The sequence below is a fragment of the Micromonospora sp. II genome, from assembly GCF_001709195.1.
GTDB classification, from domain to species: Bacteria; Actinomycetota; Actinomycetes; order Mycobacteriales; family Micromonosporaceae; genus Micromonospora; species Micromonospora chalcea.
In genome coordinates, this window is the sequence record NZ_LYXF01000015.1 from 22,281 (window position 1) to 47,703 (window position 25,423).

Sequence of the window (25,423 nt, forward strand, 5' to 3'; positions counted from 1 at the left end):
TGGGGGTGGTGGGTCAGCGGGAGTGGTAGTTGGGCGCCTCGACCGTCATCTGGATGTCGTGCGGGTGGCTCTCCTTGAGCCCGGCCGCGGTGATCCGGATGAGCTGGCCACGCCGGTGCAGCTCCGGGATGCTCTCCGCGCCCACGTACCCCATGGCGGCGCGGAGGCCGCCGATGAGCTGGTGGGCGACGGCGGACAGCGGACCCCGGTAGGGCACCTGGCCCTCGACGCCCTCCGGGACCAGCTTGTCCTCGGCGAGCACGTCCTGCTGGAAGTAACGGTCCTTGGAGTAGGACTTGCCCTGGCCACGCGACTGCATCGCGCCGAGCGAGCCCATTCCCCGGTACGCCTTGTACTGCTTGCCGTTGATGAAGATCAGCTCGCCGGGGCTCTCCTCGCAGCCGGCCAGCAGGCTGCCGAGCATCACCGTGTCGGCGCCCGCGACGAGCGCCTTGGCGATGTCGCCGGAGTATTGGATGCCGCCGTCACCGATCACCGGCACGCCGGCCGGGCGGGCGGCACGGGCCGCCTCCATGATCGCGGTGATCTGCGGTACGCCGACCCCGGCCACGATCCGGGTGGTGCAGATGGCGCCCGGGCCGACGCCCACCTTCACGCCGTCCGCGCCGGCCTCGACGAGCGCCTTCGCGCCCGCGTACGTGGCGATGTTGCCGCCCACGATGTCGATGCTGACGTCCCGCTTGAGCCGGGCCACCATCTCCAGCACGGCCCGCTGGTGCCCGTGCGCGGTGTCCACGATGACCACGTCCACGCCGGCGTCGACGAGGGCACGGGCCCGCTTGTAGCCGTCCTCGCCCACGCCCACCGCGGCGGCGACCCGGAGCCGGCCCGCGTCGTCCTTGGTCGCGTTCGGGTACTGCTCGCTCTTGGTGAAGTCCTTCACCGTGATCAGGCCGCGCAGCTTGCCGCCCGCGTCCACGATCGGCAGCTTCTCGATCTTGTGCTGGCGCAGCAGGCCGAGCGCGTCGTCCTTGCTCACGCCGACCGGGGCGGTGATCAGCGGGGTACGCGTCATGATCTCGCGGACCGGCGTGGCCGGGTCGGAGACGAAGCGCATGTCGCGGTTGGTGACGATGCCGACCAGCTGGCCCTGCCCGTCGATCACCGGCACGCCGGAGATGCGGTAGCGACCGCAGAGCGCGTCGACCTCGCGCAGCGTGTCGTCCGGGCTGGCGGTCACCGGGTTGGTGATCATGCCGGACTCGGAGCGCTTCACCAGGTCGACCTGGAGCGCCTGGTCCTCCACCGACAGGTTGCGGTGCAGCACGCCGATGCCGCCCTGGCGGGCCATGGCGATCGCCATCCGCCCCTCGGTGACCGTGTCCATCGCGCTGGACAGCAGCGGCACGGTCAGCTCGATGTTGCGGGTCAGGCGGGTACGGGTGTTCACCCGGCTGGGTACGACGTCCGACTCGCCCGGCTGCAGGAGCACGTCGTCGAAGGTCAACCCGAGCGGTACCACCCGGGCCGAACCGGCCGGCAGCTCGGGCAGATGGCCACCCAGCTCCCCGCCGTCGGTGCCGGCCGGGATCTCGGTGCTGGGCGAATTCTCCACGATTGCTCCCCTGAGCTGGTCGATCGGGCTGCAGCGAGGCGGCGCGCGGGGGCACCGGCAGGCGCCTGGTGACGGCGCGTCGCCTCATCGTACCCACTGGCCCGTTCCCGTCCGGGCAGCGGCGGGCCCGGGGGTAGGCCGGGCCACAGCGCGGCCTGGGGCGGGCTTTCCGGCGGCCCGGGGACTACGGTGAGGGGGTGCACGACGAGCCCATCGACCCGTTCAACGGCGACCCCGCCGATCCGGCTGCCGGTCTGCACGATCCCGGCGACGACGACGCGCTCGACCCGCTGACCGACGTCGAACGCCAGGACGTGCTGGAGGACCTCGCCGATCTGGAGATCTACCAGGCGCTGCTCCAGCCGATCGGGGTGCGCGGCCTGGTGATCGAGTGCGAGGACTGCCGCGAGCCGCACTACTTCGACTGGGACCTGCTGCGCGGAAACCTGCGCCACCTGCTCAACTCGGGGCGCCCCCGGGTGCACGAACCGGCCTACGACCCGGACCCGGACCATTACGTGAGCTGGGACTACGCCCGTGGCTACGCCGACGGCGTGCACGACACGCTCACCGAGGGCACCGACGATTCCGCGTCGGAGTGACTCCGGCCCGGGTCAGGCGACCAGGCCGGCCCGGAATCCGGCCGCCACGGCGTGTGCCCGGTCCCGCGCCCCGAGCTTGCGGAACAGCCGTCGGGCGTGCGTCTTGACCGTGTCCTCGGAGACGAACAACTCCCGCCCGATCTCCGCGTTGCTCTTGCCCTCGGCCATGCCGAGCAGCACCTGAAGCTCCCGCTCGGTCAGCCCGATGGCACCGCGCGGCGTCCGGGCCGGCCGCTGACCGGCGCCCGGGCGGGCCGCCTCCGCCGCGTCGGCCGCCGCCGGATCCTCCGCGTCCTCACCCCGCTGCACCGGCACCACTGTGGGCAGGCCGGCCGCGTCCACCGGCGCCGCCGCCGGCCAGCCGGGCCCACCCGGGGTACGCCCCGCCGACCGGGCCGGACCGCCGACCGCGGCCGCGTCCCGGGCGGTGTCCGCCACCCGGTGCCTGTTGCTCCGCCCGGGAGCGGACAGCAGCAGCAGCGCCTTGGCGACCGCGCTGGTCAGATCGTGGTCGGCGTTCTGGATCAGGCCGCGCGCTCCGGCGCTGATGGTGGCCGCCGCCGACTCCGACTCCTCGGCCCCGAGCAGCAGCACCGCCGCCTGCGGCGCGCGGGCCAGCACCCGGCGCACGAAACCGGCGCTGTCCGGCCGGGTCAGCGCGGTGTCGGCGAGCACCACGTCCACCGGGCGCTCCGCGAGCCGCAACATCACCTCCGGATCGGAGACGGCCGTCCGGACGACGCCGGACAGCCCGAGCCGCGCCGCCGCGGAGGTCAGATGCTGGGCCGCCAATGGTGTCCGAACGCACACAAGAACACTACGCACAGTGGTCTCCTCTCCGACTCAGAGCAGACCATGCGGAGGTGGGCTCGGGAGGGGGTTCCGGGCAATCATCCGAACTTTTCCGACAGATGGGGCATATGCCACCGACTGTCCGAGGTTTTCGATCACAGATGTGTGAGGCGCGGACCGCTCGGGTACCGAGGGGTTCATCCGGAACCGGCATCCCGCGCGGACCGCCGCCCGGTAGCTGGCCACGAACATTCTCCGCGGTGCCGCGCGGGAGGAGGGGTGCTGATGTCGAACGTACGTAGGCTGCCTGGACCGATCGACGAGCTCTGGGACTGGCAGCGGCTCGGGGCCTGCCGTGGCCGCGACAGCGCGCAGTTCTTCCACCCGGACGGCGAGCGCGGCTCCTCCCGGCTGCGCCGCGAGATGGGCGCCAAGTCCGTCTGCCGCGCCTGCCCGGTACGCGCCGAGTGCGCCGCCCACGCGCTCTCCGTACGCGAGCCGTACGGCGTCTGGGGCGGGTTCAGCGAGTCCGAGCGGCTGCGGCTGCTCGCGCTCGGCTGGGAGGACCTGGCCGACCGCCGCCAGACCAAGGTGGACATCGCCCGGCTGGAGGCGCGCCTCGGCCGCCCGCACAACACCGCCGTGCCGGACCAGCGCAAGGTCGCCTGACCGGCTTCACGACCCCCGACGCCGCGCCCCGGATCCCGGGGCGCGGCGTCGTGTCGTGGCCCGGGGCATCCGCTGGCCCCCGCACCCCGGCGCGGCGAAGGCCGCCGCTGGGCGACTCGCCTACCGTTTCGAATACCAGGATCGGCGTTCCAGAGGCTAGGACACCACATAGATCTTGGTATGAAACGGCCCTTATAGGGGCCGTTTCATACCAAGATCTCTCTCGTGAGCGCTCGGGAGTCTGGACTCAGGCCGGAGCCAAGCGGCGCGCACCCGATCGGCAGGCACCCGCCAGTGGCACGGGCAGGCCATCTCCCCACCGAGAGCGGTCCTCGCGACGGTGCGGGTCAGGTGACTGTGACCCTTACCGTGTGCCATCCCGTCGCGCCGTCCGGGGCGACCGGGGCGCGCTGTTCCGTCTGGGTCTCGCCGGTGCTGTCGGTCGCCCGGACCTGGAGCGTGTGCTCGCCCGGTGTGGCGTCCCACCGCCACGACCACTGCACCCACGTGTCCGCCGACACTGCCGGGGCCAGCGTCGCCTCCTGCCAGGGGCCGCCGTCCACGCGTACCTCGACGCGCCGCACGCCCCTGTGCTGCGCCCACGCCACACCGGCGACGGTCACCGGACCGGCGGCGGGACGGCTGCGGGGCCGGGGCGTGTCGATCCGGGACTGCGTCTTGACCGGGCCCTGCGCTGACCAGCCGCGCGGCACCCAGTACGCGTCGAAGTCGGCGAAGCTGGTCAGCTCCAGCTCGGTGATCCACTTGCACGCGGAGACGTACCCGTAGAGGCCCGGCACCACCATCCGCGCCGGGAAGCCGTGCTGGATCGGCAGCGGCTCGCCGTTCATGCCGACCGCGAGCAGCGCGTCCCGCCCGTCGCGCAGCACCGAGGTGGGCGTGCCGCAGGTCCAGCCGTCGACGGCGCGCCCGACCACCTGGTCTGCGCCGTCCTCCGGGTCCGCCTCGTCCAGCAGTTCCCTGATCGGTACGCCGAGCCAGCGCGCGTTGCCGATCAGGTCGCCGCCCACCTCGTTGGAGACGCAGGCGAGCGTCACGTAGCGCTCGACCATCGGGCGGGCGAGCAGGTCGTCGAAGCTCAGCTCGATCGGGTTGCGGACCCGCCCGTGGATGCGCAGCCGCCAGGTGACCGGGTCCACCTGCGGCACCACCAGCGCGGTGTCGATCCGGTAGAACTCCCGGTTCGGCGTGACGTACGGCGCGAGCCGGGACAGCGACAGGTCGGCTCCGGCCGGCAGCGGTGGGGCGGGCGCGGCCGGGGCGGGCAGCGTCACCGCGTCCCGGGCCGTCGACACGCCACGCCGGCCGGCCAGCCAGTGCCCGCCCAGCCCGGCCACCGCAGCCGCGCCGGTGAGCAGCCCGGCGCCACGCAGGAACCGTCGTCGCGACTCCGCGTCGTCGGGCCGGGCCGGCTCCCAGCCGCCCGGCGTCTCCCCCTCCCGGGCCAGCGCGGCGACCGCCGGAGGCGGGGCGGATGGCGGGGGCGACGCGGACGGCGGCTCGCTGTCCGCCGAAGCGGCCCCGTCGCGCTCCGCCGGGCCGGTCCCGGCCTGGTCGCGTCGCACGGCGTCGGACCGGTCACGCCCCGGTCGCTTCCGGTGCGCCGGGTCGGCGCTCAGCGGGCCGGCCACGAACGCCCACAGCGTCAGCGCGCCCAGTCCGCCGCCGACCAGGGAGGGCAGCGCGTCGAAGGCGTCCGCGCCGGCCCGGGTCAGCGCGGCGGCGACACCGAGCGCGGCGAACGCGGCGATGCCGGCCAGGCCGATCACCAGCCGCCGGGCCGCTGCCAGGCCCAGCAGCGCGCCGAAGACGGCCAGCAGCAGCGCCGTCCCCATCAGCAGCGCGATCTTGTCGTACGTGCCGAAGACGTCGATGGCGAGCTGCTTGAGCGACTCGGGCACCAGGTCGACGACGAGTCCGCCGACGGCGACGAGTGGAGCGGACCGGGGGCCGGTCAGGACCGCCACGGGTTCGGCGGCGCCGAGCGCCACCACGGCGGCGACGACACCGGCCGACGCCGCCCGGCGGGGGGAGAGGGTGCTCACGGGCTCCAGTCTGGTCGCCCCGCGGGCCCGGCTGCCAATCTCGTCAGCGATCCGTAAGGACATATGCGTCAGGGCACACCACCGGGTCGGCGGTGTGCCCTGACGTCGGGCGTACTCCTCGGGTCAGAAGCCCGGGCCGTGCTGGTGGCCGTGCCCGTGCGAGTGGCCGTGGCCACCGGCGGCCGGCTCCGGCTCGGCCGGCTTCTCCACCACGAGGCTCTCGGTGGTGAGCAGCAGGCCGGCGATCGAGGCGGCGTTGCTGACCGCGTTGCGGGTCACCTTCACCGGGTCGATGATGCCGGACTTGGCCAGGTCGACGTACTCGCCGGTGGCGGCGTCGAGGCCGTGGCCCCAGTCCTTGCCGACGACCTTCTGCACCACCACGTAGCCGTCGTGGCCGGCGTTCTGGGCGATCCAGCGCAGCGGCTCGACGAGCGACTTGCGCACGATCGAGACGCCGACCTTCTCGTCACCGGTGAAGCCCAGGTCGTCGTCGAGCGCCGGCAGGATCTGGGCCAGGGCGGCGCCGCCACCCGGGACCGTGCCCTCCTCGACCGCGGCCTTGGTCGCGGCGATGGCGTCCTCGATGCGGTGCTTGCGCTCCTTCATCTCGACCTCGGTGGCCGCGCCGACCTTGATCACGGCGATGCCGCCGGAGAGCTTCGCCAGCCGCTCGGCCAGCTTCTCCCGGTCCCACTCCGAGTCGGAGGCCTCGATCTCCTTGCGGATCTGGGCGACCCGGTCGGCGACCTCGGAGGCCTGCCCGCCACCGTCGACGACAGTGGTGTTCTCCTTGTCGACCACGACGCGGCGGGCGGTGCCGAGCACCTCCAGGCCGACCTGGTCGAGCTTGTAGCCCAGCTCCGGGGCGACCAGCTCGGCGCCGGTCAGGATCGCCATGTCCTGGAGCATCGCCTTGCGGCGGTCGCCGAAGCCGGGGGCCTTGACCGCGCAGACCTTGACGGTCTTGCGCAGCGCGTTGACCACGAGCGTCGACAGGGCCTGGCCCTCGACGTCCTCGGCGACGATGAGCAGCGGCTTGTTGTTCTGGAGAACCTTCTCCAGCAGCGGCAGCAGCTCCTCGATCGCCGAGATCTTCTGGGTGGTGATCAGGATGTACGGGTCCTCCAGGACCGCCTCCTGCGCCTCCAGGTCGGTGACGAAGTTCGGCGAGATGAAGCCCTTGTCGAACTGCAGACCCTCGGTCACCTCCAGCTCGGTGACGAGCGCGGAGCCCTCCTCGACGGTGATGACGCCGTCGCGGCCGACCTTCTCCATCGCCTCGGCGATCAGCTCGCCGATCGCGGCGTCCTGCGCGGAGACGGTCGCGACGTGCGCGATCGACTCCTTGCCGGCGACCTCGACGGCCTTGCCGAGCAGCGCCTCGGAGACCTTGGCGGCCGCCGCGTCGATGCCCCGCTTCAGGCCGGTCGGGTTGGCGCCGGCGGCCACGTTGCGCAGGCCCTCGCGGACCATGGCCTGGGCCAGCACGGTGGCGGTGGTGGTCCCGTCGCCGGCGACGTCGTTGGTCTTTGTCGCCACCTCCTTGACCAGCTGCGCGCCGAGGTTCTCGTACGGGTTGGTGAGCTCGATCTCCTTGGCGATGGTCACGCCGTCGTTGGTGATCGTGGGCGCACCGAACTTCTTGTCCAGGACGACGTTGCGCCCGCGCGGGCCGAGGGTGACCTTGACCGCGTCCGCGAGGGCGTTGACACCGTGCTCGAGCAGGTGCCGGGCGTCGTCCGAGAAGCTGAGGATCTTCGCCATCAGTATCCCTTCGAAGCGACGTTGCCCCGGCCCGGCGAGCCGGACCGGGGCAACGACACTGATCGGTTGCTTACTTCTCGATGACCGCGAGGACGTCGCGGGCGGAGAGCACCAGGTACTCCTCGCCGGCGTACTTGACCTCGGTGCCGCCGTACTTCGAGTAGAGGACGGTGTCGCCGACCTTCACGTCGATCGGCACGCGGTTGCCCTTGTCGTCGATCCGGCCCGGGCCGACAGCGAGGACGGTGCCCTCCTGCGGCTTCTCCTTGGCGGTGTCGGGGATCACGATGCCCGAGGCGGTGGTGGTCTCGGCCTCGTTCGCCTGGACCACGATGCGGTCCTCGAGCGGCTTGATCGCAACCTTGGTCGCGGTAGTCACGGGCATACCCTCCCGGGTACTTGGTGTCGTTGCCGGCCGGCGTGCCGACCAGCGTCAATCTGCCACATGCCACCGGGCGGGGCCGTCGTCGCGGGTGCCGGTCCGCCTGGCGCTCAACCCCCGGGCACGAGGCTCGGGCGTTGGCACCCTCAGGGTGAGAGTGCTAATCGCAGGTTATTCCTCGGCTAGCACTCCGTCAAGGAGAGTGCCAACGCGCGTCGCCCTCCGTGTCGCGCCGGAACCGGCCCGGGAGAATGGGCGCGTGGATCTCGACCTGCTCGCCGTGCTGCGTACCCCCGAGGGGTCGGCGGCGCTCGCCGCGGCCGGGCGGGTGGCCGGCGGCGACCCGCTGGCGGCGGCGGCCGCGCTGCGCTCGGCCGGGATTCCGGGCGACCTCGCCGCCGCCGCGCTGACCCAGGCCGAGCTGCGCCGCCGGGCAGCAGGCAAGTTCGGCGCGGCGGCGGCCGGGATGTTCCTCACCCGGCCCGGGCTGGAGCAGGCCACCCGCGGGGTGGTCGCCGGCCGCCGGGCCGCACGGCTGCGCGCCGCGGGCGTGACCACGCTGGCCGACCTGGGTTGCGGCCTGGGCGCCGACGCGCTCGCCGCTGCCCGCGCCGGCATCCGGGTGTACGCGGTGGAGGCCGACCCGCTGACCGCCGCGATGGCCGCCGCGAACGCCGAGGCGGCCGGGCTCGCCGATCTGGTGACAGTCGAGTGCGGCGACGCCACGGAGTTCGACGTGAGCCGCGTCGAAGGCGCGTTCTGCGATCCGGCGCGGCGGCGGGCCGGCACCGGGCGGCGCGTCTTCGACCCGAACTCCTACTCCCCGCCGTGGGACTTCGTCACCGGTCTCGCCGCGCGGGTGCCGCGCACAGTGGTGAAGGTCGCGCCGGGGCTGGACCACGCGCTGATCCCGGCGGGCGCCGAGGCGGAGTGGGTGAGCGTGGACGGCGACCTGGTCGAGGCCGCGCTCTGGTGCGGCGAGCTGGCCGGCGGCCCGCGCCGCGCCACCCTGCTGCGCGAGAAGGAAGGGCCCCTTCTTAACGCCTCCGGTAGTAAAAGGGTCCCTTCCTATCACCTCACCGGCACGGGCGCGCAGGAAGCGGAGGTGGGGCCGGTCCGGCGCTTCCTCTACGACCCGGACCCGGCGGTGGTGCGCGCGCACCTGGTCGCCGAGCTGGCCACGGACCTCGACGCCACGCTCGCCGACCCGTCGATCGCCTACCTGTACGCCGACGTGGCCCGGCCCACCCCGTTCGCCCGCTGTCTGGAGATCACCGACGTGCTGCCGTTCTCGCTGAAGCGGCTGCGCGCCCTGCTGCGGGAGCGCCGGGTCGGCCGGGTGGAGATCCGCAAGCGCGGGTCGGCGCTGGAGCCGGAGAAGCTGCGCCGTGACCTGCGGCTGTCCGGCGAGGCGGCGGCCGACCTGGTGCTGACCCGGGTGGCGGGCGACCCCACGGTGCTCGTGTGCCGGCCGGTTCCGGTCGGCGGCTGACCCGGCTCACGTTTCCAGCTCGCGGTGTCGCGGCGCGCGGGTTAGCTTGAGCCCGTGGCGGGCCCTGGCACTCCGGCGATCGCGTTGCTGAGCAAGCGGAAGATCGCCCACAGCATCCACCCGTACGACGTCTCGCCGGACGCGCCGAACTACGGCGCGCTCGTGGCCGCGGCGCTCGGGGTGGCACCGGACCGGGTGTTCAAGTCGCTGGTCACCGAGGTCGACGGCGGGCTGACCGTGGCGGTGGTGCCGGTGACCGGCGAGCTGGACCTGAAGGCGCTGGCCGCCGCGATGGGCGGCAAGCGCGCGGTGATGGCGGACCGGGCGGTGGCCGAGCGGGCGACCGGGTACGTGCGGGGCGGCATCAGTCCGCTCGGCCAGCGTAAGCGGCTACCGACAGTCGTCGACTCCTCGGCGCTGGCGCACCCGACCGTGTACGTGTCGGCGGGCCGCCGGGGATTGCAGGTGCAGCTCACGCCGACGGATCTGGTGGCGCTCACCGGGGCGGCCACGGCATCGATCGCCGCCGCCTGAGCGGGCTCGTGACGGTACGTGTGGGAGCGTTCCCGGAGCACGCTCTCCCGGCGGTGTCCCGCGGGTGACAACCGCGTTGCTGAATTGTTACCGCCGCCAACAAACTTCTGACCTCGGCAGTCTTGCGGCGCATGGGAGGCGGGGAATACGTTGCCGGACACAACAAAACATCACCACTCCCCCACCTCCGAAAGGACCCTGCACATGCGCAAGGGCTTCCTCACCTTCGCGGCCGTCGGTCTCCTCGCGACCGGCAGCATGGCCGCCTGCGGTGACAACGGCGGTTCTTCCGACGAGGCCGGCGGCTCCAACGCCAAGAAGCCGAAGATCGGCGTGATCCTGCCGGACAGCAAGTCCTCCGCCCGCTGGGAGGGCGCGGACCGCAAGTACCTCAAGGCGGCGTTCGACGCGGCCGGCGTCGACTCCGACATCCAGAACGCGCAGAACGACAAGACCGCGTTCCAGACCATCGCCGACCAGATGATCACCAGCGGCGTCAACGTCCTGATGATCGTCAACCTGGACTCCGGCACCGGCAAGGCCGTGCTCGACAAGGCCAAGTCGCAGGGCGTCGCGACCATCGACTACGACCGGCTGACCCTGGGCGGCTCCGCCCAGTACTACGTCAGCTTCGACAACGAGGCCGTCGGCAAGCTCCAGGGCGAAGGCCTGAGCAAGTGCCTGACCGACAAGGGCGTCAAGAACCCGTCGATCGCGTACCTCAACGGCTCGCCGACCGACAACAACGCCACCCTGTTCAAGAACGGGTACGACTCGGTGCTCAAGCCGAAGTTCGACTCGAAGGAGTACACCAAGGTCGCCGACGACCCGGTGCCGGCCTGGGACAACGCGCAGGCCGCCACGATCTTCGAGCAGCAGATGACCAAGGCCGGCGGCAAGATCGACGGCGTGCTCGCCGCCAACGACGGTCTCGGCAACGCGGCCATCTCGGTGCTGAAGAAGAACAAGCTCAACGGCAAGGTCCCGGTGACCGGTCAGGACGCCACCAAGGAGGGCCTGCAGAACATCCTCGCCGGTGACCAGTGCATGACCGTCTACAAGGCGGTCAAGAAGGAGGCGGACGCCGCCGCCGAGCTGGCCATCGCGCTCGCCAAGGGTGAGCGGAAGGACACCGGCCAGACGGTCAAGGACCCGGAGGGCAACCGGGACGTGCCGGCCGTGCTGCTGGAGCCCAAGGCCATCTTCAAGGACAACGTCAAGGACGTCGTGGCCGACGGCTACGTCACCAAGGAAGAACTCTGCACCGGTGCCTTCGCGAAGCTCTGCACCGACGCCGGCGTGAGCTGACCCACCCGCCTCAGGCGGCGCCGCCCGGCACGGGTTCTCCCGTGCCGGGCGGCGCCCGCGCCGGACGGGATCCGAGACCTCCCTCCGCCCAAAGGAGAACCCCGTGTCCGCAACCCCCCTGCTGGAGCTACGCGGGATCGACAAGAGCTTCGGTCCCGTCCAGGTGCTGCGCGACGTCGCCTTCGCCGCGCACCCCGGCGAGGTGACCGCGCTCGTCGGTGACAACGGCGCCGGCAAGTCGACCCTGGTCAAGTGCATCAGCGGCATCCACCCCACCGACGCCGGCGAGTTCCTCTTCGACGGCCGGCCGGTGACCATCAACAGCCCCCGGGACGCCGCCGCGCTCGGGATCGAGGTCGTCTACCAGGATCTCGCGCTCTGCGACAACCTCGACATCGTGCAGAACATGTTCCTCGGCCGGGAGAAGCGCAGCGGCATCGTGCTCGACGAGCCGACCATGGAGCAGATGGCCGCCGAGACGCTCGCCGGCCTGAGCGTGCGCACCGTGAAGTCGCTGCGCCAGCACGTGGCCAGCCTCTCCGGCGGCCAGCGGCAGACCGTCGCCATCGCCAAGGCCGTGCTCTGGAACAGCCGGCTGGTCATCCTGGACGAGCCGACCGCCGCGCTCGGCGTCGCGCAGACCGCCCAGGTGCTGGAGCTGGTGCGCCGGCTGGCCGACAACGGCCTGGCCGTGGTGCTCATCTCGCACAACATGAACGACGTCTTCGCCGTCTCCGACCGGATCGCCGCGCTCTACCTCGGCCAGATGGTCGCCCAGGTGAAGACCACCGACATCACCCACTCGCAGGTGGTCGAGCTGATCACCGCCGGCCGATCCGGCGGCCTCGGCCTCACCGGCGAGCCGGGCGGCAACGGCGCCGCGCCCGCCGACACCACCCCAGGAGCCATCCGATGACCGCCATCGTCGTGAAGAAGGAAGGCCCGGCCGGCGTCGCGCCGACACCGACCCTGAACAGCCACGTGAACAACTACTGGCGCCGGGTACGCGGCGGCGACATCGGCGCGCTCCCCGCGGTGGTCATGCTCGTGGCGCTGGCGGTGGGCTTCTCGATCGCCCGCCCGTCGTTCTTCACCGCCGGCAACCTGGCGAACCTGTTCACTCAGGGCGCGGCGGTCACGCTCATCGCCATGGGCCTGGTCTTCGTCCTGCTGCTCGGCGAGATCGACCTCTCCGCCGGCTTCGCCAGCGGCGTCTGCGCCGCGATCCTGGCCAACGTGGTCACCGTGCTCGGCTACCCCTGGTATGTGGCGGTGCTCGCCGCCGTCGTCACCGGTCTGGTGATCGGCACCGTGCTGGGCCTGCTGGTCGCCAAGGTCGGCATCCCGTCCTTCGTGGTGACGCTCGCCGGGTTCCTCGCCTTCCAGGGTGTCGTGCTGACGCTGATGGACGAGGGCGCCAACATCGCGATCCGCGACGACGTGCTCGTCGCGATCGCCAACCGCAACCTCTCCCCGGCGCTGGGCTGGGCGCTCGCCGCGGTGGCCGTCGCCGGGTACGCGGCAGTGCAGTTGCTCCGGTACCGCAACCGGGCCGCCCGTGGCCTGCTCACCGACCCGCTCACGGTGGTCGGCGCGCGGATCGCCGGCCTGGCCGTGATCCTCGGCGTGGCGGTCTACGTGCTCAACCTGGAGCGCAGCCGCAACGTGCTGATCACCTCGCTCAAGGGCGTGCCGATCGTGGTGCCGATCATCGCGGTGCTGCTGATCGTCTGGACGTTCGTGCTCCAGCGCACCAGCTACGGGCGGCACATCTACGCGGTCGGCGGCAACGCCGAGGCGGCCCGCCGGGCCGGCATCAACGTCGACCGGATCCGTATCTCCGTCTTCGTCATCTGCTCCTCGATGGCCGCCATCGGTGGCATCGTGGCCGCCAGCAGGGGCAACTCGGTCGACCCCAACACCGGGGGCAGTAACGTACTGCTCTACGCCGTCGGCGCGGCGGTGATCGGTGGCACCAGCCTCTTCGGCGGCAAGGGCCGGGTCCTCGACGCCGTGCTCGGAGGCGCGGTGGTCGCGGTCATCGACAACGGTATGGGACTGATGGGATACAGCTCGGGCGTCAAGTACGTGGTCACCGGCGTGGTGCTGCTCGCCGCGGCGACCATCGACGCGCTCTCGCGTCGGCGGGCCGCCGCGACCGGCAACCGCTGAGCAGGGGTACGGAAACACCATGGCAGTGGCAATGCGCGCGGGCCCCAGTCAGGACGAGATCCGTCGGCAGAACCTGGGCGCATTGCTCCGATACGTGCACGTCCACGGGGCCACCACCCGCGCCGAGCTGACCACCGCGCTCGGACTCAACCGCAGCACCATCGGCGCGCTGACCGCGGACCTGGCCGGCGCCGGTCTGGTCAGCGAGGGGACGCCGAAGGAGACCGGCCGGGCCGGACGACCGTCACTCGTCGTCCGGCCCGAGTCGGGGCGGGTCTACGCGTACGCGTACAGCGTCGAGGTGGACCGGCTGCGGGCCGCGCGGGTCGGACTCGGCGGTGAGGTGCTCGACCGCCGGGAGATGGACCGGCCGCGCAACCTGGTCGCCGGGGAGGCCGCCCCGCTGCTCGCCGGCGCGGTCAAGGAGATGCACCAGTCGGTGCCGCCGGACGCGATCTGCGTCGGCGCCGGCGTGGCGGTGTGCGGCATGGTCCGCCGCGAGGACGGGCTGGTCCGGCTCAGCCCCACCACCGGCTGGGTGGACGAGCCGATCGGTGCGGCGCTCGCCGTCGAGCTGGGGATAGACGTACCGATCACGGTGGGCAACGTGGCCGACGTGGCCGCGTACGCCGAGCACGCCCGGGGCGCGGCGGTCGGCTGCGACAACGTCATCTACATCTACGGCGACGTCGGTGTGGGCGCGGGCATCATCGCCGGAGGGCGGCGGCTGAGGGGGCACGGCGGCTACGGCGGCGAGGTGGGCCACATGGTGGTGGTCCGCGACGGGGTGCGCTGCGACTGCGGCCGGCGCGGCTGCTGGGAGACCGAGATCGGCGAGCACGGGCTGCTGCGCGCCGCCGGCCGGTCCGAGGCACGCGGCCGGGACGCGCTGCTCGCCGTCTTCGACGCCGCCGACCGGGGCGACGCCCGCGCGCAGACCGCGGTACGGCAAGCCGGCGACTGGCTCGGCTTCGGCGTCGCGAACCTGGTGAACATCTTCAACCCGGAGATGGTCATCTTCGGCGGCACCATGCGTGACCTCTACCTGGCCTCCGCCGCGCAGGTGCGCAGCCGGCTCAACTCCAACGGGCTGCCCGCGTGCCTGGAGCACGTGCGGCTGCGTACCCCGAAGCTGGGCGACGACGCGGCGCTGATCGGCGCCGCCGAGCTGGCGTTCGAACGACTCCTCGCCGATCCGCTGAACTGATCGGCCCGGTGATCCGTACCAGTGTGCGGACGGGCGGCCGGCTTGCGCGGCCGTCCACGACCCCGCGTACCGGTCCGGACCGAGGAGGCACCGCAACCATGGCATCGCTGGAATCCGCACGCCGCAAGCTGGCGCACCGGGTGGTACTGCTGCTCGCCGCGCTGGGCGCGGGGATCGGCGTCGTTCCCGGGACGGCGCAGGCCGCGCCCAACCCCGGCGTGCAGATGAACGCCGCCGACATGACGCTGCTCAACGGCGTACGGCTGGCCGGGCTGTGGGAGATGCCGGCCGGGCAGATGGCGGCCGAGAAGGGCCAGTCCGCCCGGGTACGCGAGGTCGGCGCGGAGATCGCCAAGCAGCACGCGGAGCTGGACCAGCTGGTGGTCGAGGCGGCCAACAAGCTCGGCGCCACCCTGCCGACGGATCCGACGGCAGAGCAGCAGGGGTGGCTGACCGAGATGCGGAACGCCACCGGCGCCCGGTTCGACCAGATCTTCGTCACCCGGCTGCGGGTCGCCCACGGCAAGATCTTCCCGGTGATCGGCGCGGTCCGGGCCAGCACCCGCGACCCGATCGTGCGGAAGCTGGCCGAGGACGCCAACAAGTTCGTCAACGACCACATGACCATGCTGGAGAGCACCGGGCTGGTGCGCTGGCAGCAGTTGCCGCCGGCCGCGCTGCCGCCCGCGCAGAGCGACTCGCTCGTCGCCGCCGCCCAGGCCAACGTGGGCAGCGGCGGTGGGCTCCAGGTCGGCACCGGACTGGTGTGGGCGGTGTTCCTGATCGCGCTCGGCACCGGCGGGTACGCCACCTGGCGGCTGACCCGCCGCTCCTAGCGGGGCGGCGGCGTCAGCGGTCGACCTGGGCGAAGTCCCAGCTGTGCGGCGGGCGGGCGATCAGGCGCGCCGGTGGCTCGGGCAGTTCCCGGGGGTTGTTCCGCCACTTGGAGATGACCACGAGCCGGTGGTCGGTGGAGGAGAACACCTCGCTGGAGACGTGCATCGGGTCGTGCTCGAACTCGGGCAGCGCGGTCTCGCAGACCCAGGTGATCAGGTCGGCGAAGCCGTACGACTCGGCCTTGGCCTCCCACATCCGGACGATCATGTCGGTTTCCTCCCCGCTCACACACTGACCACTGTCAGCGGCATCGCCGAGTCGGCCGGCAGGTCCAGCCGGCTCGGCGCGACGCCCGCGGCGACCAGGTGCGAGCCGAGCGCGGCCACCATCGCGCCGTTGTCCGTGCAGAGCTTCGGCCGGGGCGTACGCACCCGGATGCCGTACTTGCCGGCCCGCTGCTCGGCCATCGCCCGCAGCCGGGAGTTGGCTGCCACTCCGCCGCCGATCACCAGCGTGTCGATGCCGCTGGTGCGGCAGGCGTCGATCGCCTTGCCGACCAGCACGTCGCAGACCGCCTCCTGGAAGGACGCCGCCACGTCGGCGACCGGGACCGGCTCACCGGCCCGCTGCCGCGCCTCCACCCAGCGGGCCACCGCCGTCTTCAGGCCGGAGAAGGAGAAGTCGAACCGGTGTCCGACCAGGTCCTTCGCGGCGGTCAGCCCGCGCGGGAAGGCGATCGCCGCCGGGTCACCGGCACGCGCTTCGCGGTCGATGTACGGTCCGCCCGGGAACGGCAGCCCGAGCAGCCGGGCCACCTTGTCGAACGCCTCGCCGGCCGCGTCGTCGATGGTGGCGCCGAGCGGTACGACGTCGCGGGCCAGGTCGTCGACGCGCAGCAGCGAGGAGTGGCCGCCGGAGACCAGCAGCGCGATGGCGGGCTCGGGCAGCGGGCCGTGTTCGAGCGTGTCCACAGCCACGTGCGCGGCGAGGTGGTTCACCCCGTACACCGGCTTTTCCGCCGCGACCGCGTACCCCTTGGCGGCGGCGACCCCGACGAGCAGCGCGCCGGCCAGGCCCGGCCCGGAGGTCACGGCGATGGCGTCGATGTCGGCGATGGTGACGCCGGCCTCGCGCAGCGCCCGGTCCATGGTCGGCACGATCGCCTCCAGGTGGGCGCGGCTGGCCACCTCGGGCACCACGCCGCCGAACCGGGCGTGCTCCTCGACGCTGGAGGCGAGCGCGTCGGCGAGCAGCGTGTGCCCGCGCACGATGCCCACGCCGGTCTCGTCGCAGGAGGTCTCGATGCCGAGGATCAGTGGTTCGTCAGCCATGCGCGTCAGTCCTCGTTGCGCTGCATGACCAGCGCGTCGGTGTTGCTCGGTTGGTAATAGCCGCGCCGTACGCCGATCGGCTCGAAGCCGTAGCCGGCGTAGAGCCGCTGCGCCGGGGCGTTGTCCGCGGCGACCTCCAGCAGCGTGCTGCGGACGCCGCGCCGGGCCGTCTCGGCGAGCAGCGCCTCCAGCAGCAGCCGGCCGATGCCCCGCCGCTGCGCGTCCCGGCGGACCGCGACGTTCTGCACCCATGCCTCGTCGGGCGGGTAGACGGCCAGCCCGGCGTAGCCGAGCACGGTGCCGTCGTCGTCGGTGGCGGCGAGGTAGAAGTGGCCGTTGGCGAGTTCGTTCCAGAACATCGCCGCCGACCACTGCTCGGCGCCGAACAGGTCCGCCTCGATGGGCAGCACCTCCTCGACGTGCCACCAGCGGAACCGGCCCAGCCTCATGGCAGGACCGGCTTGTGGCCGGTGGCGGCGACCGCGTCCGGGCGGCGCAGGTAGAGCGGGGTGAGCGTCTCGCCGGGCGCGCCCGCGCGGATCCGCGGCGCGGCGAGACCGGCCAGCGCCAGCGGGTCCGGGTAGCGCGGCTCGTCCCGCACCGGCAGGCCGAGCACGTCCGCGTACCGGTGCGCGCCGTCGCCGACCGCGACGCTGACCGCCAGGTCGCGCGCCCGCTGCGCGACCACCGCCGGGGCCGCCACCTCCGGGCCGGCCAGGCGCTGACCGGCGCCGTCGTAGACGGCCCAGTAGATCTCCCGCCGCCGCGCGTCGCTCGCCGCCAGCACCGGCTCGCCGGCGGCCGCCGGGTGGCCGAGCCCGTCCAGCGAGCAGACACCGTACGTGGGGACGCCGAGCACCTGACCCATGGTGGCGGCGGTGACCAGCCCGACGCGCAGCCCGGTGAACGGGCCCGGGCCGAGGCCGGCGACGATCGCGGCCAGGTCGGCGGGACGCGCGCCGACGTCCGCCAGCACGGCGTCGACCTGCGGCGCGAGCAGCTCGCCGTGGGCGCGGGCGTCGACTGTGCACCGGGACGCACGAACCGCGACGCCGTCCGCCGAGACCTCGGCCAGCGCCGCGGTCACCGCGGGCGTCGAGGAGTCCACCACGAGTACGAGCACGGTAAGCCAGCCTAGCCGTCCGCCCCGTCCGCCCTCGGCACGCCCTCGCCGCTGACCCGGTCACGGTGCGTAGTGTCCCGACGGAAGAGGTGACCTGGGAGCGATATACCTCTCGGTCATAAATATGACTCACAGGTATATCGCTCGACGGCGAGTTGCCATCCTCCGGAGATGACGGAGAGTCGCCTGGCCCAGGAGATCGCCCGCGCCCTGCGCCACGAACGGGAACTGGCCGGGCTCACCCAGCAGGCCCTGGCCGCGCGGGTCGGGATCAGCCAGGCCGCCGTCGCCCGGATCGAGCGCGGCGACCGGCTGCCCAGCCTGACCACCGCGGAACGTCTGCTCGCCGCGCTGGATCGGCAACTGCGGATCGAGGTCGAGCCGCTGGACAGTCACCTGGACGCGGCGCTTGACGAAATGGCCGGGACCGCGCTGACCGAGCGGATCGATCATCTCCGGCTCGACCCGATCATGGACGCGCTGGGCGACCTGCCGTACGTGCTGGCGGGCGGCACGGCGGCCCTGTTGCAGGGCGCGCCACTGCCGGTGGACGCGGTCGAGATCGCGGTGCGGTGGCGGGACTCCCCGCGGTTCACGGCGTTCCTGGAGCGGGGCCGCGCGCAGCGCTGGGATGCCCGATGGCAGGAGTGGGGCGGGGGCCACCCGGAGCCCGAGGAACCGGGCGAGCACCGCTGGCGGACCCGGTTCGGCGAGCTGCGGGCCCGGATGTGCGACGAACTGCCCGAGCCCATCGAGGTCCGCCTCGGTGAACGTACGTACCCGGTGGAGCCGCTGATCGAGGTGGAGGTGACCGACAAGCGTACGGCCGAGCTGCTGTCCCGGTACCGCCGGCGCCTCGCCGCGGCGGGCGAGGCGCCGGACGGGTCAGCCGGCTGAGCGTTCCCAGTCGACGGTGGGCAGCCCCGCGTCGGCGAGCGCCTTGTTTGCCGCGCTGAACGGACGGCTGCCGAGGAAGCCGCGCGGGTTCATCGGGCTCGGGTGCCCGGCCTCCAGCACCACGTGCCGCGGGTTGGTCACCAGCGCCGCCTTCTTGCGGGCGTAGCCGCCCCAGAGCAGGAAGACCACGCGCTGGTCGAGCGCGTCCAGCGCCCGGATCGTGGCGTCGGTGAACTCCTCCCAGCCCTTGTTCGCGTGCGAGCCGGGGGTGGCCTGCCGGACCGTCAGCACCGAGTTGAGCAGCAGCACGCCCTGCGCGGCCCAGCCGTCGAGGTTTCCGCTGCGCGGCTTGGGCACGCCCAGGTCCTCGCTCAGCTCCTTGAAGACGTTGCGCAGCGACGGCGGCACCGCCACCCCCTCGCGCACGCTGAAGCTCAGCCCGTGCGCCTGGCCCGCCTTGTGGTACGGGTCCTGGCCGAGGATGAGCACCCTCGTGTCGGCCGGCGCGCAGTGCCGGTAGGCGGAGAACAGGTCCTCCAGCGGCGGGAAGACCGTGGCGGTCGCGTACTCCCGGGTGACGAACTCGGCCAGCGCGGCGGTGCGGGCCGGGTCGAGGTGGGGGGTGAGCACGGCACGCCAGGCCTCCGGCAACAGCGCCGGCAGGTCCAGGGTGGGGGCGTCGGGCATCGGCAACCTCTCCTAGTCGGTCGCCATCTTCCTACCAGCCGCGACCGACACTCCCGGGCAGCGGCCGGGCCGGGTACTGGACGAGAAAAGTTACCGGAGCGTAACCTACTGGCAAGTTACTTACGCCACACCACCACTGCTAGCTTGCATCCACCACCATCGATGCTCGCTAGGAGTGCCCGTGAGCAGCAGGAACACCCGTCCCCGCACGCCCTCCGCCCGCCGCGCGATCGGCCTCCGGATCCTCGCCGTCGCCGCGGCGGCAGCCACCTACCTGGCCGGATCCGGCGCAGCCGCAGCCGCCGACGACGCCACGCCCGTGGTCTCCCGCGGCGTGACCATCCCCGCCTTCTACCACCCGCCCGCCGACCTGCCCGCCACCAACGGCACGCTGATCCGCACCGAACCCCTGCCGCTCGGCCTGAGCATCCCCGGGCTCGACGGCCGCCCGATGCCCGGCACCGCCACCCGGCTGATGTACCGGTCAACCGACTCCAACGGACGGCCCGTCGCGGTGACCGGCGCCTACATCGAACCGTCGGCGGCGTGGCGGGGCGCCGGCCCGCGCCCGCTGGTCGCCGTCGCCTCCGGAACCATGGGGCAGGGCGACCAGTGCGCGCCGTCGTTCTCGCTGCAACACCCGCTCACGCTCACCGGCGACACCCTGTCCGTCGGCTACGAGGCCCTGGCGATCTATCGCCTCCTCGCCACCGGCGCGGCGGTCGTCGTCACCGACTACGTCGGCCTGGGCGCGACCGACCGGCTGCACACCTACGTCAACCGCCTCGACGGCGGCCACGCCCTGCTCGACGCGGCCCGCGCCGCCCGCGCCGTACCCGGAGCATCGGTCACCGCCCAGTCCCGGGTCGGTCTCTACGGCTACAGCCAGGGCGGGGGCGCCAGCGCCGCGGCCGCCGAACTCCAGCCCACCTACGCGCCCGACGTGCCGCTCGCCGGCACCTACGTCGGCGCGCCGCCCGCCGACCTGACCGCGGTCATCGGCGGCATCGACGGCAGCGCGCTGGTGGGGGCGCTGGGATGGTCGCTGAACGGCTTCGCCCAGTCCGACCCGGCGCTGCGGGACGTCATCGAGGCCGCCGTCAACGACACCGGCCGGGCGGCGCTGAAGGACACCTCGACCATGTGCGTCGGCGACGCGATCCTCCGGTACGCGTTCACCAGGAGCAGCAAGTGGATCACCGGCGGCCGCTCCCTCACCGCCGTCATCGCCGCCTCGCCCGAGGCCCAGGCCGTCCTCGACCGGCAGCGCATCGGCACGCTCAAGCCCACCGGCCCGGTACGTGTGGCAACAGGCATCCAGGACGACATCGTGCCCCACCGGCAGGCCCGTCAACTGGCTGTCGACTGGTGCCGCAAGGGCGGCAACGTGACCTACCAGGCGATCAGCCTGCCCAACCTCGGCGACAAGATCCTCACCAACCACCTGGTGCCGCTCATCACCGACCAGGGCGACGCGGTGGCCTGGATGAGCGACCGGCTCGCCGGGCGGACCGCCTACTCCAACTGCTGGACGATGCCCCTTCAGCCCTGACTCAGGACAGTTCGGCGACCCGGGCGGCCCAGTCGCCACCGACCGGTTCCAGCGTGACCGCCCGGGTGTCGTCGTCGCGGCGGTCGATGCGTACCCGCAGGTGCGCGTCGACCAGCTGCTCGACCATTCCCTCGCCCCACTCCACCACTGTCACCGCCTCGTCCACCGAGGCGTCCAGGTCGAGGTCGTCGATCTCCGCCCGCGGGTCGGCGGCCTCACCCAGGCGGTACGCGTCGGCGTGCACGAGCGTCACCCGGCCGCCCCGATCCGGGTCGGGGCGGTGCACCCGGGCGATGACGAAGGTGGGCGAGGTGATGTCGCCGCGTACGCCCAGGCCGGCGCCGATGCCCTGGGTCAGCGCGGTCTTGCCGGCCCCGAGCGGGCCGCTGAGCAGCAGCAGGTCACCCGCGCGCAGCACACCGGCCAGCCGACGCCCGAACTCGTGGGTGTCGTCGACCGTCTTCAGCTCCACGACCACTGTCATAGCGAATCCAGGAACCTCTCCAGCGCCGCGTTCACCTCGTCGGCGTGCTCCAGCATCACCACGTGCCCGCTGTCGTCGATCTTCACGAACTCGGCGTGCGGCAGCCGCCGGACGATCTCCTCGGAGTGTGTCACCGGCGTGATCATGTCCTTGTCCCCCACGATCACCAGCACCGGCGTGCCGGCCAACGCGGCCAGCGCCGGGAACCGGGAGTGGGTGGCGATCGTCCGCAGGTAGCGGGTGACCGTGTCGGCCGAGGTGCGCGAGTTCATCATCTCGACGTACGACACCAGGGCCGGGCTCGGCGCCGAGGTGCCGAAGCCGTACTTGCGGGTGAGCAGCCAGGCCACGTTCGAGGTCGACCGGCGCGCCCGGTCGATCACCGTGCCGCCGTACCGGGTGGCGTTGCTCATCATGTAGAGCACCGGCGAGCCGACGCGGCCGAGCAGCGCGGGCGCCACCAGCTTCGTCTCCGCCGCCAGACCGCCCGAGGTCGCCATCAGCACGGTGCCGACCACGCGGTCACCGAACATCTCCGGGTACAGCTCGGCCAGCGCCATGATCGTCATGCCGCCCATCGAGTGCCCGACCAGCACCAGCGGGCCCTCCGGGGCCACCTCGTCGAGCACCCGGCGCAGCGTGTGGCCCAGCGCGGTCAGGTCGTACTCGCCGCTCTCCAGCCGGCCGGAACGGCCGTGCCCCGGCTGGTCGTACGCGACCACCCGGTAGTCGCCGCGCTCGGCGAGCCGCTTGCGCTGGAAGTGGAACGTGCCCATGTCCAGGCAGAACCCGTGCACCAGCACCACAGTCGGGTGCCCGGCGACCGGGCGGGTCGGCTCGACCACCTCCACGTGGATGTCGGTGCCGTCCGGCATCTCCAGCCGGTACGCCTGGTCGTAGCGCTGCTCGCCGAAGACCTCGTCGGCGTACCTGTCGGTGGGGTCGTTCTTGAGCCGGCGGACCAGCACCCGCTCGCTGACCACGCCCGCCGCGAGCCCGGCGGCGGCCACCCCGACGGCGGCGCCGACCAGCCCGGCGACCTTGCCGGCGGCGGTACGCGGACGCGGCAACCGGAGACTCATGCGCGCTCGCCGTCGTAGAACCGGGGCACGCGCACGCCGCCGAAACGGGTCACGATCTCGTAGTTGATGGTGCCGACCGCCTCGGCCCAGTCGTCGGCTGTGGGCCCGCCGTCCGCGCCGTCGCCGAACAGCGTCACCATGTCACCGGCGGCCACCTCGTCGTCGCCGCAGTCGACCACGAACTGGTCCATGCAGACCCGGCCGGAAATGTTCCGGCGCTTGCCGGCGAGGTGCACCGGGCCGGTGTTGGAGGCGTGCCGGGGCACACCGTCGGCGTAGCCGAGCGGCACCACCGCCAGGTTGGTCTCCTGCTCGGTGAGGTAGGTGTGCCCGTAGGAGACGCCGGTGCCGGCCGCGACCCGCTTGGTCAGCATCACCCGGGCGCGGGCGGTCATCGCCGGGCGCAGGCCGAACTGCTCGCCCGCGACCGGCGACAGACCGTAGACCGCGATGCCGGGCCGGACCAGGTCGAAGTGCGTGTCCGGCCGGGTCAGCGTGGCGGCCGAGTTGGCCAGGTGGCGGTACCGAGGGCGCAGACCGGCGCGCGTCACCATCTCCAGCCCCTCGTGGAAGACGGCGAGCTGGCGGTCGGTGGTGGGGTGGCCGGGCGAGTCCGCGTACACGAAGTGGCTCCACACGCCGACCACCTCGACCAGGCCGTCGGCCTGGGCCTTCGCGGCGGCCTCCAGCAGCGCCGGCCAGTCGGCGACGGTGGCGCCGCCCCGCGCCAACCCGGTGTCGATCTTGAGGTGCAGCCGGGCCGGGCGGTCCGCCCGGCGGCTCGCCTCGATCATCTCGTCGAGCTGGGTGAGGCTGGCGCAGCCGAGGTCGACGCCGACGGTGATCCCGTCGTGCAGCGGCAGCCCGGGTGTGAGCAGCCAGGCCAGCACCGGCGCGGTGATGCCGTCCTGGCGCAGCCGCAGCGCCTCGTCCAGCGTGCAGACGCCGAGCTGGTCCGCCCCCGCGTCGAGCGCCGCGCGGGCGGCGGGCACCATGCCGTGGCCGTAGCCGTCGCCCTTGACCACCGCCATCAGCTCGGCGCTGGTGCCGGCCTTGAGCCGGGTCACGTTCTCCCGGATCGCGTCCAGGTCGACGCGCACCTCCGACTGCCACATGTCCCCAGCCTACTTCCGTCAGTGATCATCAGCGCCCTGAGTCGTGCGGGCGGTGCCCGTCGCCACCCGGGCGTCGCCGCCCGGATCAGCCCAGCCGGGCCAGTACCGGACGCAACGCCGTCGCCACGTCGGGCGCGGTGACCGGACCGCCGCGCGCCGCCTCCCGGCCGGCCAGCCCGTGCAGGTACGCCGCCGCGGCGGCCGCCCGCTCCGGGGCCAGCCCGGCGGCGAGCAGCGAACCGAGCAACCCGGCCAGCACGTCGCCGGTGCCACCGGTGGCGAGCACCGGCGTGCCGGTCGGGTTCACGTACGCGCGGCCGTCGGGCGTACCGATGATCGTGTGGTCACCCTTGAGCAGCACCACCGCGTTCATCCAGGCGGCCAGCCGCAGCGCGGCGGCGACCCGGTCCTCCCCCGGCATCTCGCCGCAGAGCCGGGCGTACTCCCGGTCGTGCGGCGTCACCACGATCGGCGCGTCCCGGCCGCGCAGCCGGTCGGCCAGCTTGCCGTCGACGAGCAGCGTCAGCGCGTCCGCGTCGAGCACCACCGGCACCGGCGCGGCAAGCACCGCGCGCAGCTCGGCGGCGGACTCCTCGCCCGTACCGAGGCCGGAGCCGCACACCCACGCCTGCACCCGGCCCGCGTCCGCGACCCGGCCGGTGGCGATCACCGACGGGTGCTGGTGCAGCACCTCGCCCTTGGCGCTCCCGGCGTAGCGGACCAGGCCGGTCGGGCCGGCGAGCGCCCCGGCGACCGAGAGCACCGCGGCGCCGGGGTAGGTGGCCGAGCCGGTGGCCACGCCGACCACGCCCCTGGTGTACTTCTCCGACGACGCGCCCAGCTCCGGCCACCAGCCGACCACGTCCGTCTGCTCGATCACCTGGAGCGCCGGGGTGCCGCGCAGCCACGGCGTCAGCCCGATGTCGACCAGCTCGACCTCGCCGGCCAGCTCGGCGGCCGGGCCGACGACCAGCGCCGGTTTGAGCGCGCCGAAGGCCACCGTCACGTCGGCGCGGACCGCGCGGGGCCGCCCGGCGTCGGTCAGCGGGACGTGGCCGGTGTCGACAGCGACGCCGCTCGGCACATCGACAGCGACCACCGTGGCGGGCCCACCGTCGCGCCCGCGCTGCCCGGTCAGGCTCGCGGCCAACTGCTCGGCGGTCTCCCGCAGCCCACCGGTGCCGCCGATGCCCACGATCCCGTCGAGCACCAGGTCGGCTCCGGCGGGCGGCCGGTCGACGACGCGCCCGCCGGCGGCACGCAGGGCCGCCAGCCCTTCCGCGTGCGCCCGCCCGGGGCTCAGCAGCAGCGCGGCCACCGCCGCGCCCCGGCGGGCCAGGTGCGCGCCCGCGAAGAGCGCGTCACCGCCGTTGTCGCCGGAGCCGATCAGCAGCAGCACCCGGGCGCCGTAGACCCCGCCCCGGTCACCGAGCAGCAGGGCGCAGCGCCGGGCCAGCCCGGCCGCGGCCCGCTGCATCAGCGCCCCGGGCGGAAGGGTGGCTATCAGGCCCGCCTCCGCCGCGCGAACGTCCGCGACGCGCCATACCGGTCTCATGCCACCCCGTCCCGTTCGTCGCGCCGGCTCAGCGCCCGCCCGCGGCTGTCCCGATCACGGCCTCACCCTACCGGCGGTACGAACCCGGGACCGGCTGACGGAAACGCCCTGTGGAAAACCCCGGCCGTTGTCCACAGGGGTCGGCGGCCGGGTCGCCGGACGGCCTAGCGTCCCGGTGTCCGGGGCCGGTGGG

25 protein-coding genes are annotated in these 25,423 nt (G+C 73.1%); 11 read left to right on the top strand and 14 right to left on the bottom strand.

Going from position 1 to position 25,423, the window contains the following annotated elements; all coding sequences use genetic code 11:
* Positions 1-13: 13 nt before the first annotated feature.
* Complete coding sequence (gene guaB, locus A8711_RS08860) at positions 14-1,576, bottom strand: IMP dehydrogenase (protein ID WP_064446576.1); 1,563 nt, start codon at positions 1,574-1,576, stop codon at positions 14-16.
* Between the two features lie 197 nt (positions 1,577-1,773).
* Here guaB and A8711_RS08865 point away from each other — a divergent pair, with 197 nt between their 5' ends.
* A complete protein-coding gene (locus A8711_RS08865) occupies positions 1,774-2,178 on the top strand; it encodes a DUF5319 domain-containing protein (RefSeq protein WP_043328334.1) in 405 nt (134 codons plus the stop codon).
* Between the two features lie 12 nt (positions 2,179-2,190).
* Here A8711_RS08865 and A8711_RS08870 read toward each other — a convergent pair whose 3' ends face one another.
* Positions 2,191-3,003, bottom strand: a complete 813-nt coding sequence (locus tag A8711_RS08870; protein ID WP_043328333.1) for a response regulator transcription factor — start codon at positions 3,001-3,003, stop codon at positions 2,191-2,193.
* A 252-nt stretch (positions 3,004-3,255) separates the two neighbouring features.
* Between A8711_RS08870 and A8711_RS08875 the strand changes: the two genes are divergently transcribed.
* The gene (locus tag A8711_RS08875; RefSeq protein ID WP_013288543.1) at positions 3,256-3,639 is read left to right on the top strand and encodes a WhiB family transcriptional regulator; all 384 of its coding nucleotides are present in this window, start codon (positions 3,256-3,258) and stop codon (positions 3,637-3,639) included.
* 347 nt (positions 3,640-3,986) lie between these two features.
* Here the strand turns inward: A8711_RS08875 and A8711_RS08880 are convergent, their stop codons facing one another.
* The 3 genes from A8711_RS08880 to groES form a co-directional block, all read right to left on the bottom strand.
* Positions 3,987-5,768: a molybdopterin-dependent oxidoreductase gene (locus tag A8711_RS08880; RefSeq protein ID WP_369830104.1), complete on the bottom strand. Its 1,782-nt coding sequence runs from the start codon at positions 5,766-5,768 to the stop codon at positions 3,987-3,989.
* 60 nt (positions 5,769-5,828) lie between these two features.
* Positions 5,829-7,472, bottom strand: coding sequence for a chaperonin GroEL (gene groL, locus A8711_RS08885; RefSeq protein ID WP_064446579.1), 1,644 nt, complete (start codon positions 7,470-7,472; stop codon positions 5,829-5,831).
* 70 nt (positions 7,473-7,542) lie between these two features.
* A complete protein-coding gene (groES, locus tag A8711_RS08890; RefSeq protein WP_018222648.1) occupies positions 7,543-7,857 on the bottom strand; it encodes a co-chaperone GroES in 315 nt (104 codons plus the stop codon).
* 256 nt (positions 7,858-8,113) lie between these two features.
* On the opposite strand from groES, the gene A8711_RS08895 reads away from it, so the two are divergent.
* From A8711_RS08895 to A8711_RS08925, 7 genes are all read left to right on the top strand, one after another.
* Entirely contained in the window at positions 8,114-9,346 is a 1,233-nt protein-coding gene (locus A8711_RS08895) for a methyltransferase domain-containing protein (protein ID WP_069087938.1), read from the top strand.
* 54 nt (positions 9,347-9,400) lie between these two features.
* Positions 9,401-9,880 (top strand): Cys-tRNA(Pro) deacylase, encoded by a 480-nt coding sequence (gene ybaK, locus A8711_RS08900; protein WP_064446581.1) that lies wholly within the window; start codon positions 9,401-9,403, stop codon positions 9,878-9,880.
* A gap of 204 nt (positions 9,881-10,084) precedes the next feature.
* Positions 10,085-11,188 carry a sugar ABC transporter substrate-binding protein gene (locus A8711_RS08905; RefSeq protein ID WP_043328325.1) on the top strand — a complete coding sequence of 368 codons (1,104 nt, stop codon included), beginning with the start codon at positions 10,085-10,087 and terminating at the stop codon, positions 11,186-11,188.
* 103 nt (positions 11,189-11,291) lie between these two features.
* Positions 11,292-12,104: an ATP-binding cassette domain-containing protein gene (locus A8711_RS08910; protein WP_043328323.1), complete on the top strand. Its 813-nt coding sequence runs from the start codon at positions 11,292-11,294 to the stop codon at positions 12,102-12,104.
* Complete coding sequence (locus A8711_RS08915; RefSeq protein WP_043328321.1) at positions 12,101-13,360, top strand: sugar ABC transporter permease; 1,260 nt, start codon at positions 12,101-12,103, stop codon at positions 13,358-13,360. The genes A8711_RS08910 and A8711_RS08915 overlap by 4 nt, the downstream gene beginning before the upstream one ends.
* Positions 13,361-13,391: 31 nt before the next feature.
* Positions 13,392-14,567, top strand: a complete 1,176-nt coding sequence (locus A8711_RS08920) for an ROK family protein (protein WP_030501547.1) — start codon at positions 13,392-13,394, stop codon at positions 14,565-14,567.
* A 98-nt stretch (positions 14,568-14,665) separates the two neighbouring features.
* Positions 14,666-15,403, top strand: coding sequence for a DUF4142 domain-containing protein (locus A8711_RS08925; protein ID WP_043328319.1), 738 nt, complete (start codon positions 14,666-14,668; stop codon positions 15,401-15,403).
* 13 nt (positions 15,404-15,416) lie between these two features.
* Here the strand turns inward: A8711_RS08925 and A8711_RS08930 are convergent, their stop codons facing one another.
* The 4 genes from A8711_RS08930 to tsaB are packed head-to-tail and all read right to left on the bottom strand — an operon-like array spanning position 15,417 to position 17,858.
* Positions 15,417-15,671 (bottom strand): hypothetical protein, encoded by a 255-nt coding sequence (locus A8711_RS08930; protein WP_030501549.1) that lies wholly within the window; start codon positions 15,669-15,671, stop codon positions 15,417-15,419.
* Positions 15,672-15,688: 17 nt separating this feature from the next.
* A complete protein-coding gene (gene tsaD / locus A8711_RS08935; RefSeq protein WP_030501550.1) occupies positions 15,689-16,735 on the bottom strand; it encodes a tRNA (adenosine(37)-N6)-threonylcarbamoyltransferase complex transferase subunit TsaD in 1,047 nt (348 codons plus the stop codon).
* Positions 16,736-16,740: 5 nt separating this feature from the next.
* A complete protein-coding gene (rimI, locus tag A8711_RS08940) occupies positions 16,741-17,184 on the bottom strand; it encodes a ribosomal protein S18-alanine N-acetyltransferase (protein ID WP_069087939.1) in 444 nt (147 codons plus the stop codon).
* Positions 17,181-17,858: a tRNA (adenosine(37)-N6)-threonylcarbamoyltransferase complex dimerization subunit type 1 TsaB gene (gene tsaB / locus A8711_RS08945; protein WP_069087940.1), complete on the bottom strand. Its 678-nt coding sequence runs from the start codon at positions 17,856-17,858 to the stop codon at positions 17,181-17,183. Before tsaB ends, rimI begins: the two co-directional genes overlap by 4 nt.
* Before the next feature lie 171 nt (positions 17,859-18,029).
* On the opposite strand from tsaB, the gene A8711_RS08950 reads away from it, so the two are divergent.
* Positions 18,030-18,755 carry a helix-turn-helix domain-containing protein gene (locus A8711_RS08950; protein WP_043328314.1) on the top strand — a complete coding sequence of 242 codons (726 nt, stop codon included), beginning with the start codon at positions 18,030-18,032 and terminating at the stop codon, positions 18,753-18,755.
* On the opposite strand, the gene ung is transcribed toward A8711_RS08950, so the two are convergent.
* A complete protein-coding gene (ung, locus tag A8711_RS08955) occupies positions 18,744-19,442 on the bottom strand; it encodes a uracil-DNA glycosylase (RefSeq protein WP_043328313.1) in 699 nt (232 codons plus the stop codon). The two genes, A8711_RS08950 and ung, sit on opposite strands and share 12 nt — an antisense overlap.
* 181 nt (positions 19,443-19,623) lie before the next feature.
* Here ung and A8711_RS08960 point away from each other — a divergent pair, with 181 nt between their 5' ends.
* Positions 19,624-20,994 (top strand): lipase family protein, encoded by a 1,371-nt coding sequence (locus A8711_RS08960; RefSeq protein ID WP_069087941.1) that lies wholly within the window; start codon positions 19,624-19,626, stop codon positions 20,992-20,994.
* A 1-nt stretch (position 20,995) separates the two neighbouring features.
* Here the strand turns inward: A8711_RS08960 and tsaE are convergent, their stop codons facing one another.
* From tsaE to A8711_RS08980, 4 genes are all read right to left on the bottom strand, one after another.
* On the bottom strand, positions 20,996-21,478 hold the full coding sequence (tsaE, locus tag A8711_RS08965; protein ID WP_043328309.1) for a tRNA (adenosine(37)-N6)-threonylcarbamoyltransferase complex ATPase subunit type 1 TsaE: 483 nt from the start codon (positions 21,476-21,478) through the stop codon (positions 20,996-20,998).
* The gene (locus A8711_RS08970) at positions 21,475-22,560 is read right to left on the bottom strand and encodes an alpha/beta fold hydrolase (RefSeq protein ID WP_043328307.1); all 1,086 of its coding nucleotides are present in this window, start codon (positions 22,558-22,560) and stop codon (positions 21,475-21,477) included. The genes tsaE and A8711_RS08970 overlap by 4 nt, the downstream gene beginning before the upstream one ends.
* Positions 22,557-23,675, bottom strand: a complete 1,119-nt coding sequence (alr, locus tag A8711_RS08975) for an alanine racemase (RefSeq protein WP_043328305.1) — start codon at positions 23,673-23,675, stop codon at positions 22,557-22,559. The genes A8711_RS08970 and alr overlap by 4 nt, the downstream gene beginning before the upstream one ends.
* Positions 23,676-23,760: 85 nt before the next feature.
* The gene (locus A8711_RS08980; protein ID WP_069087942.1) at positions 23,761-25,230 is read right to left on the bottom strand and encodes an NAD(P)H-hydrate dehydratase; all 1,470 of its coding nucleotides are present in this window, start codon (positions 25,228-25,230) and stop codon (positions 23,761-23,763) included.
* Positions 25,231-25,423: the final 193 nt, after the last annotated feature.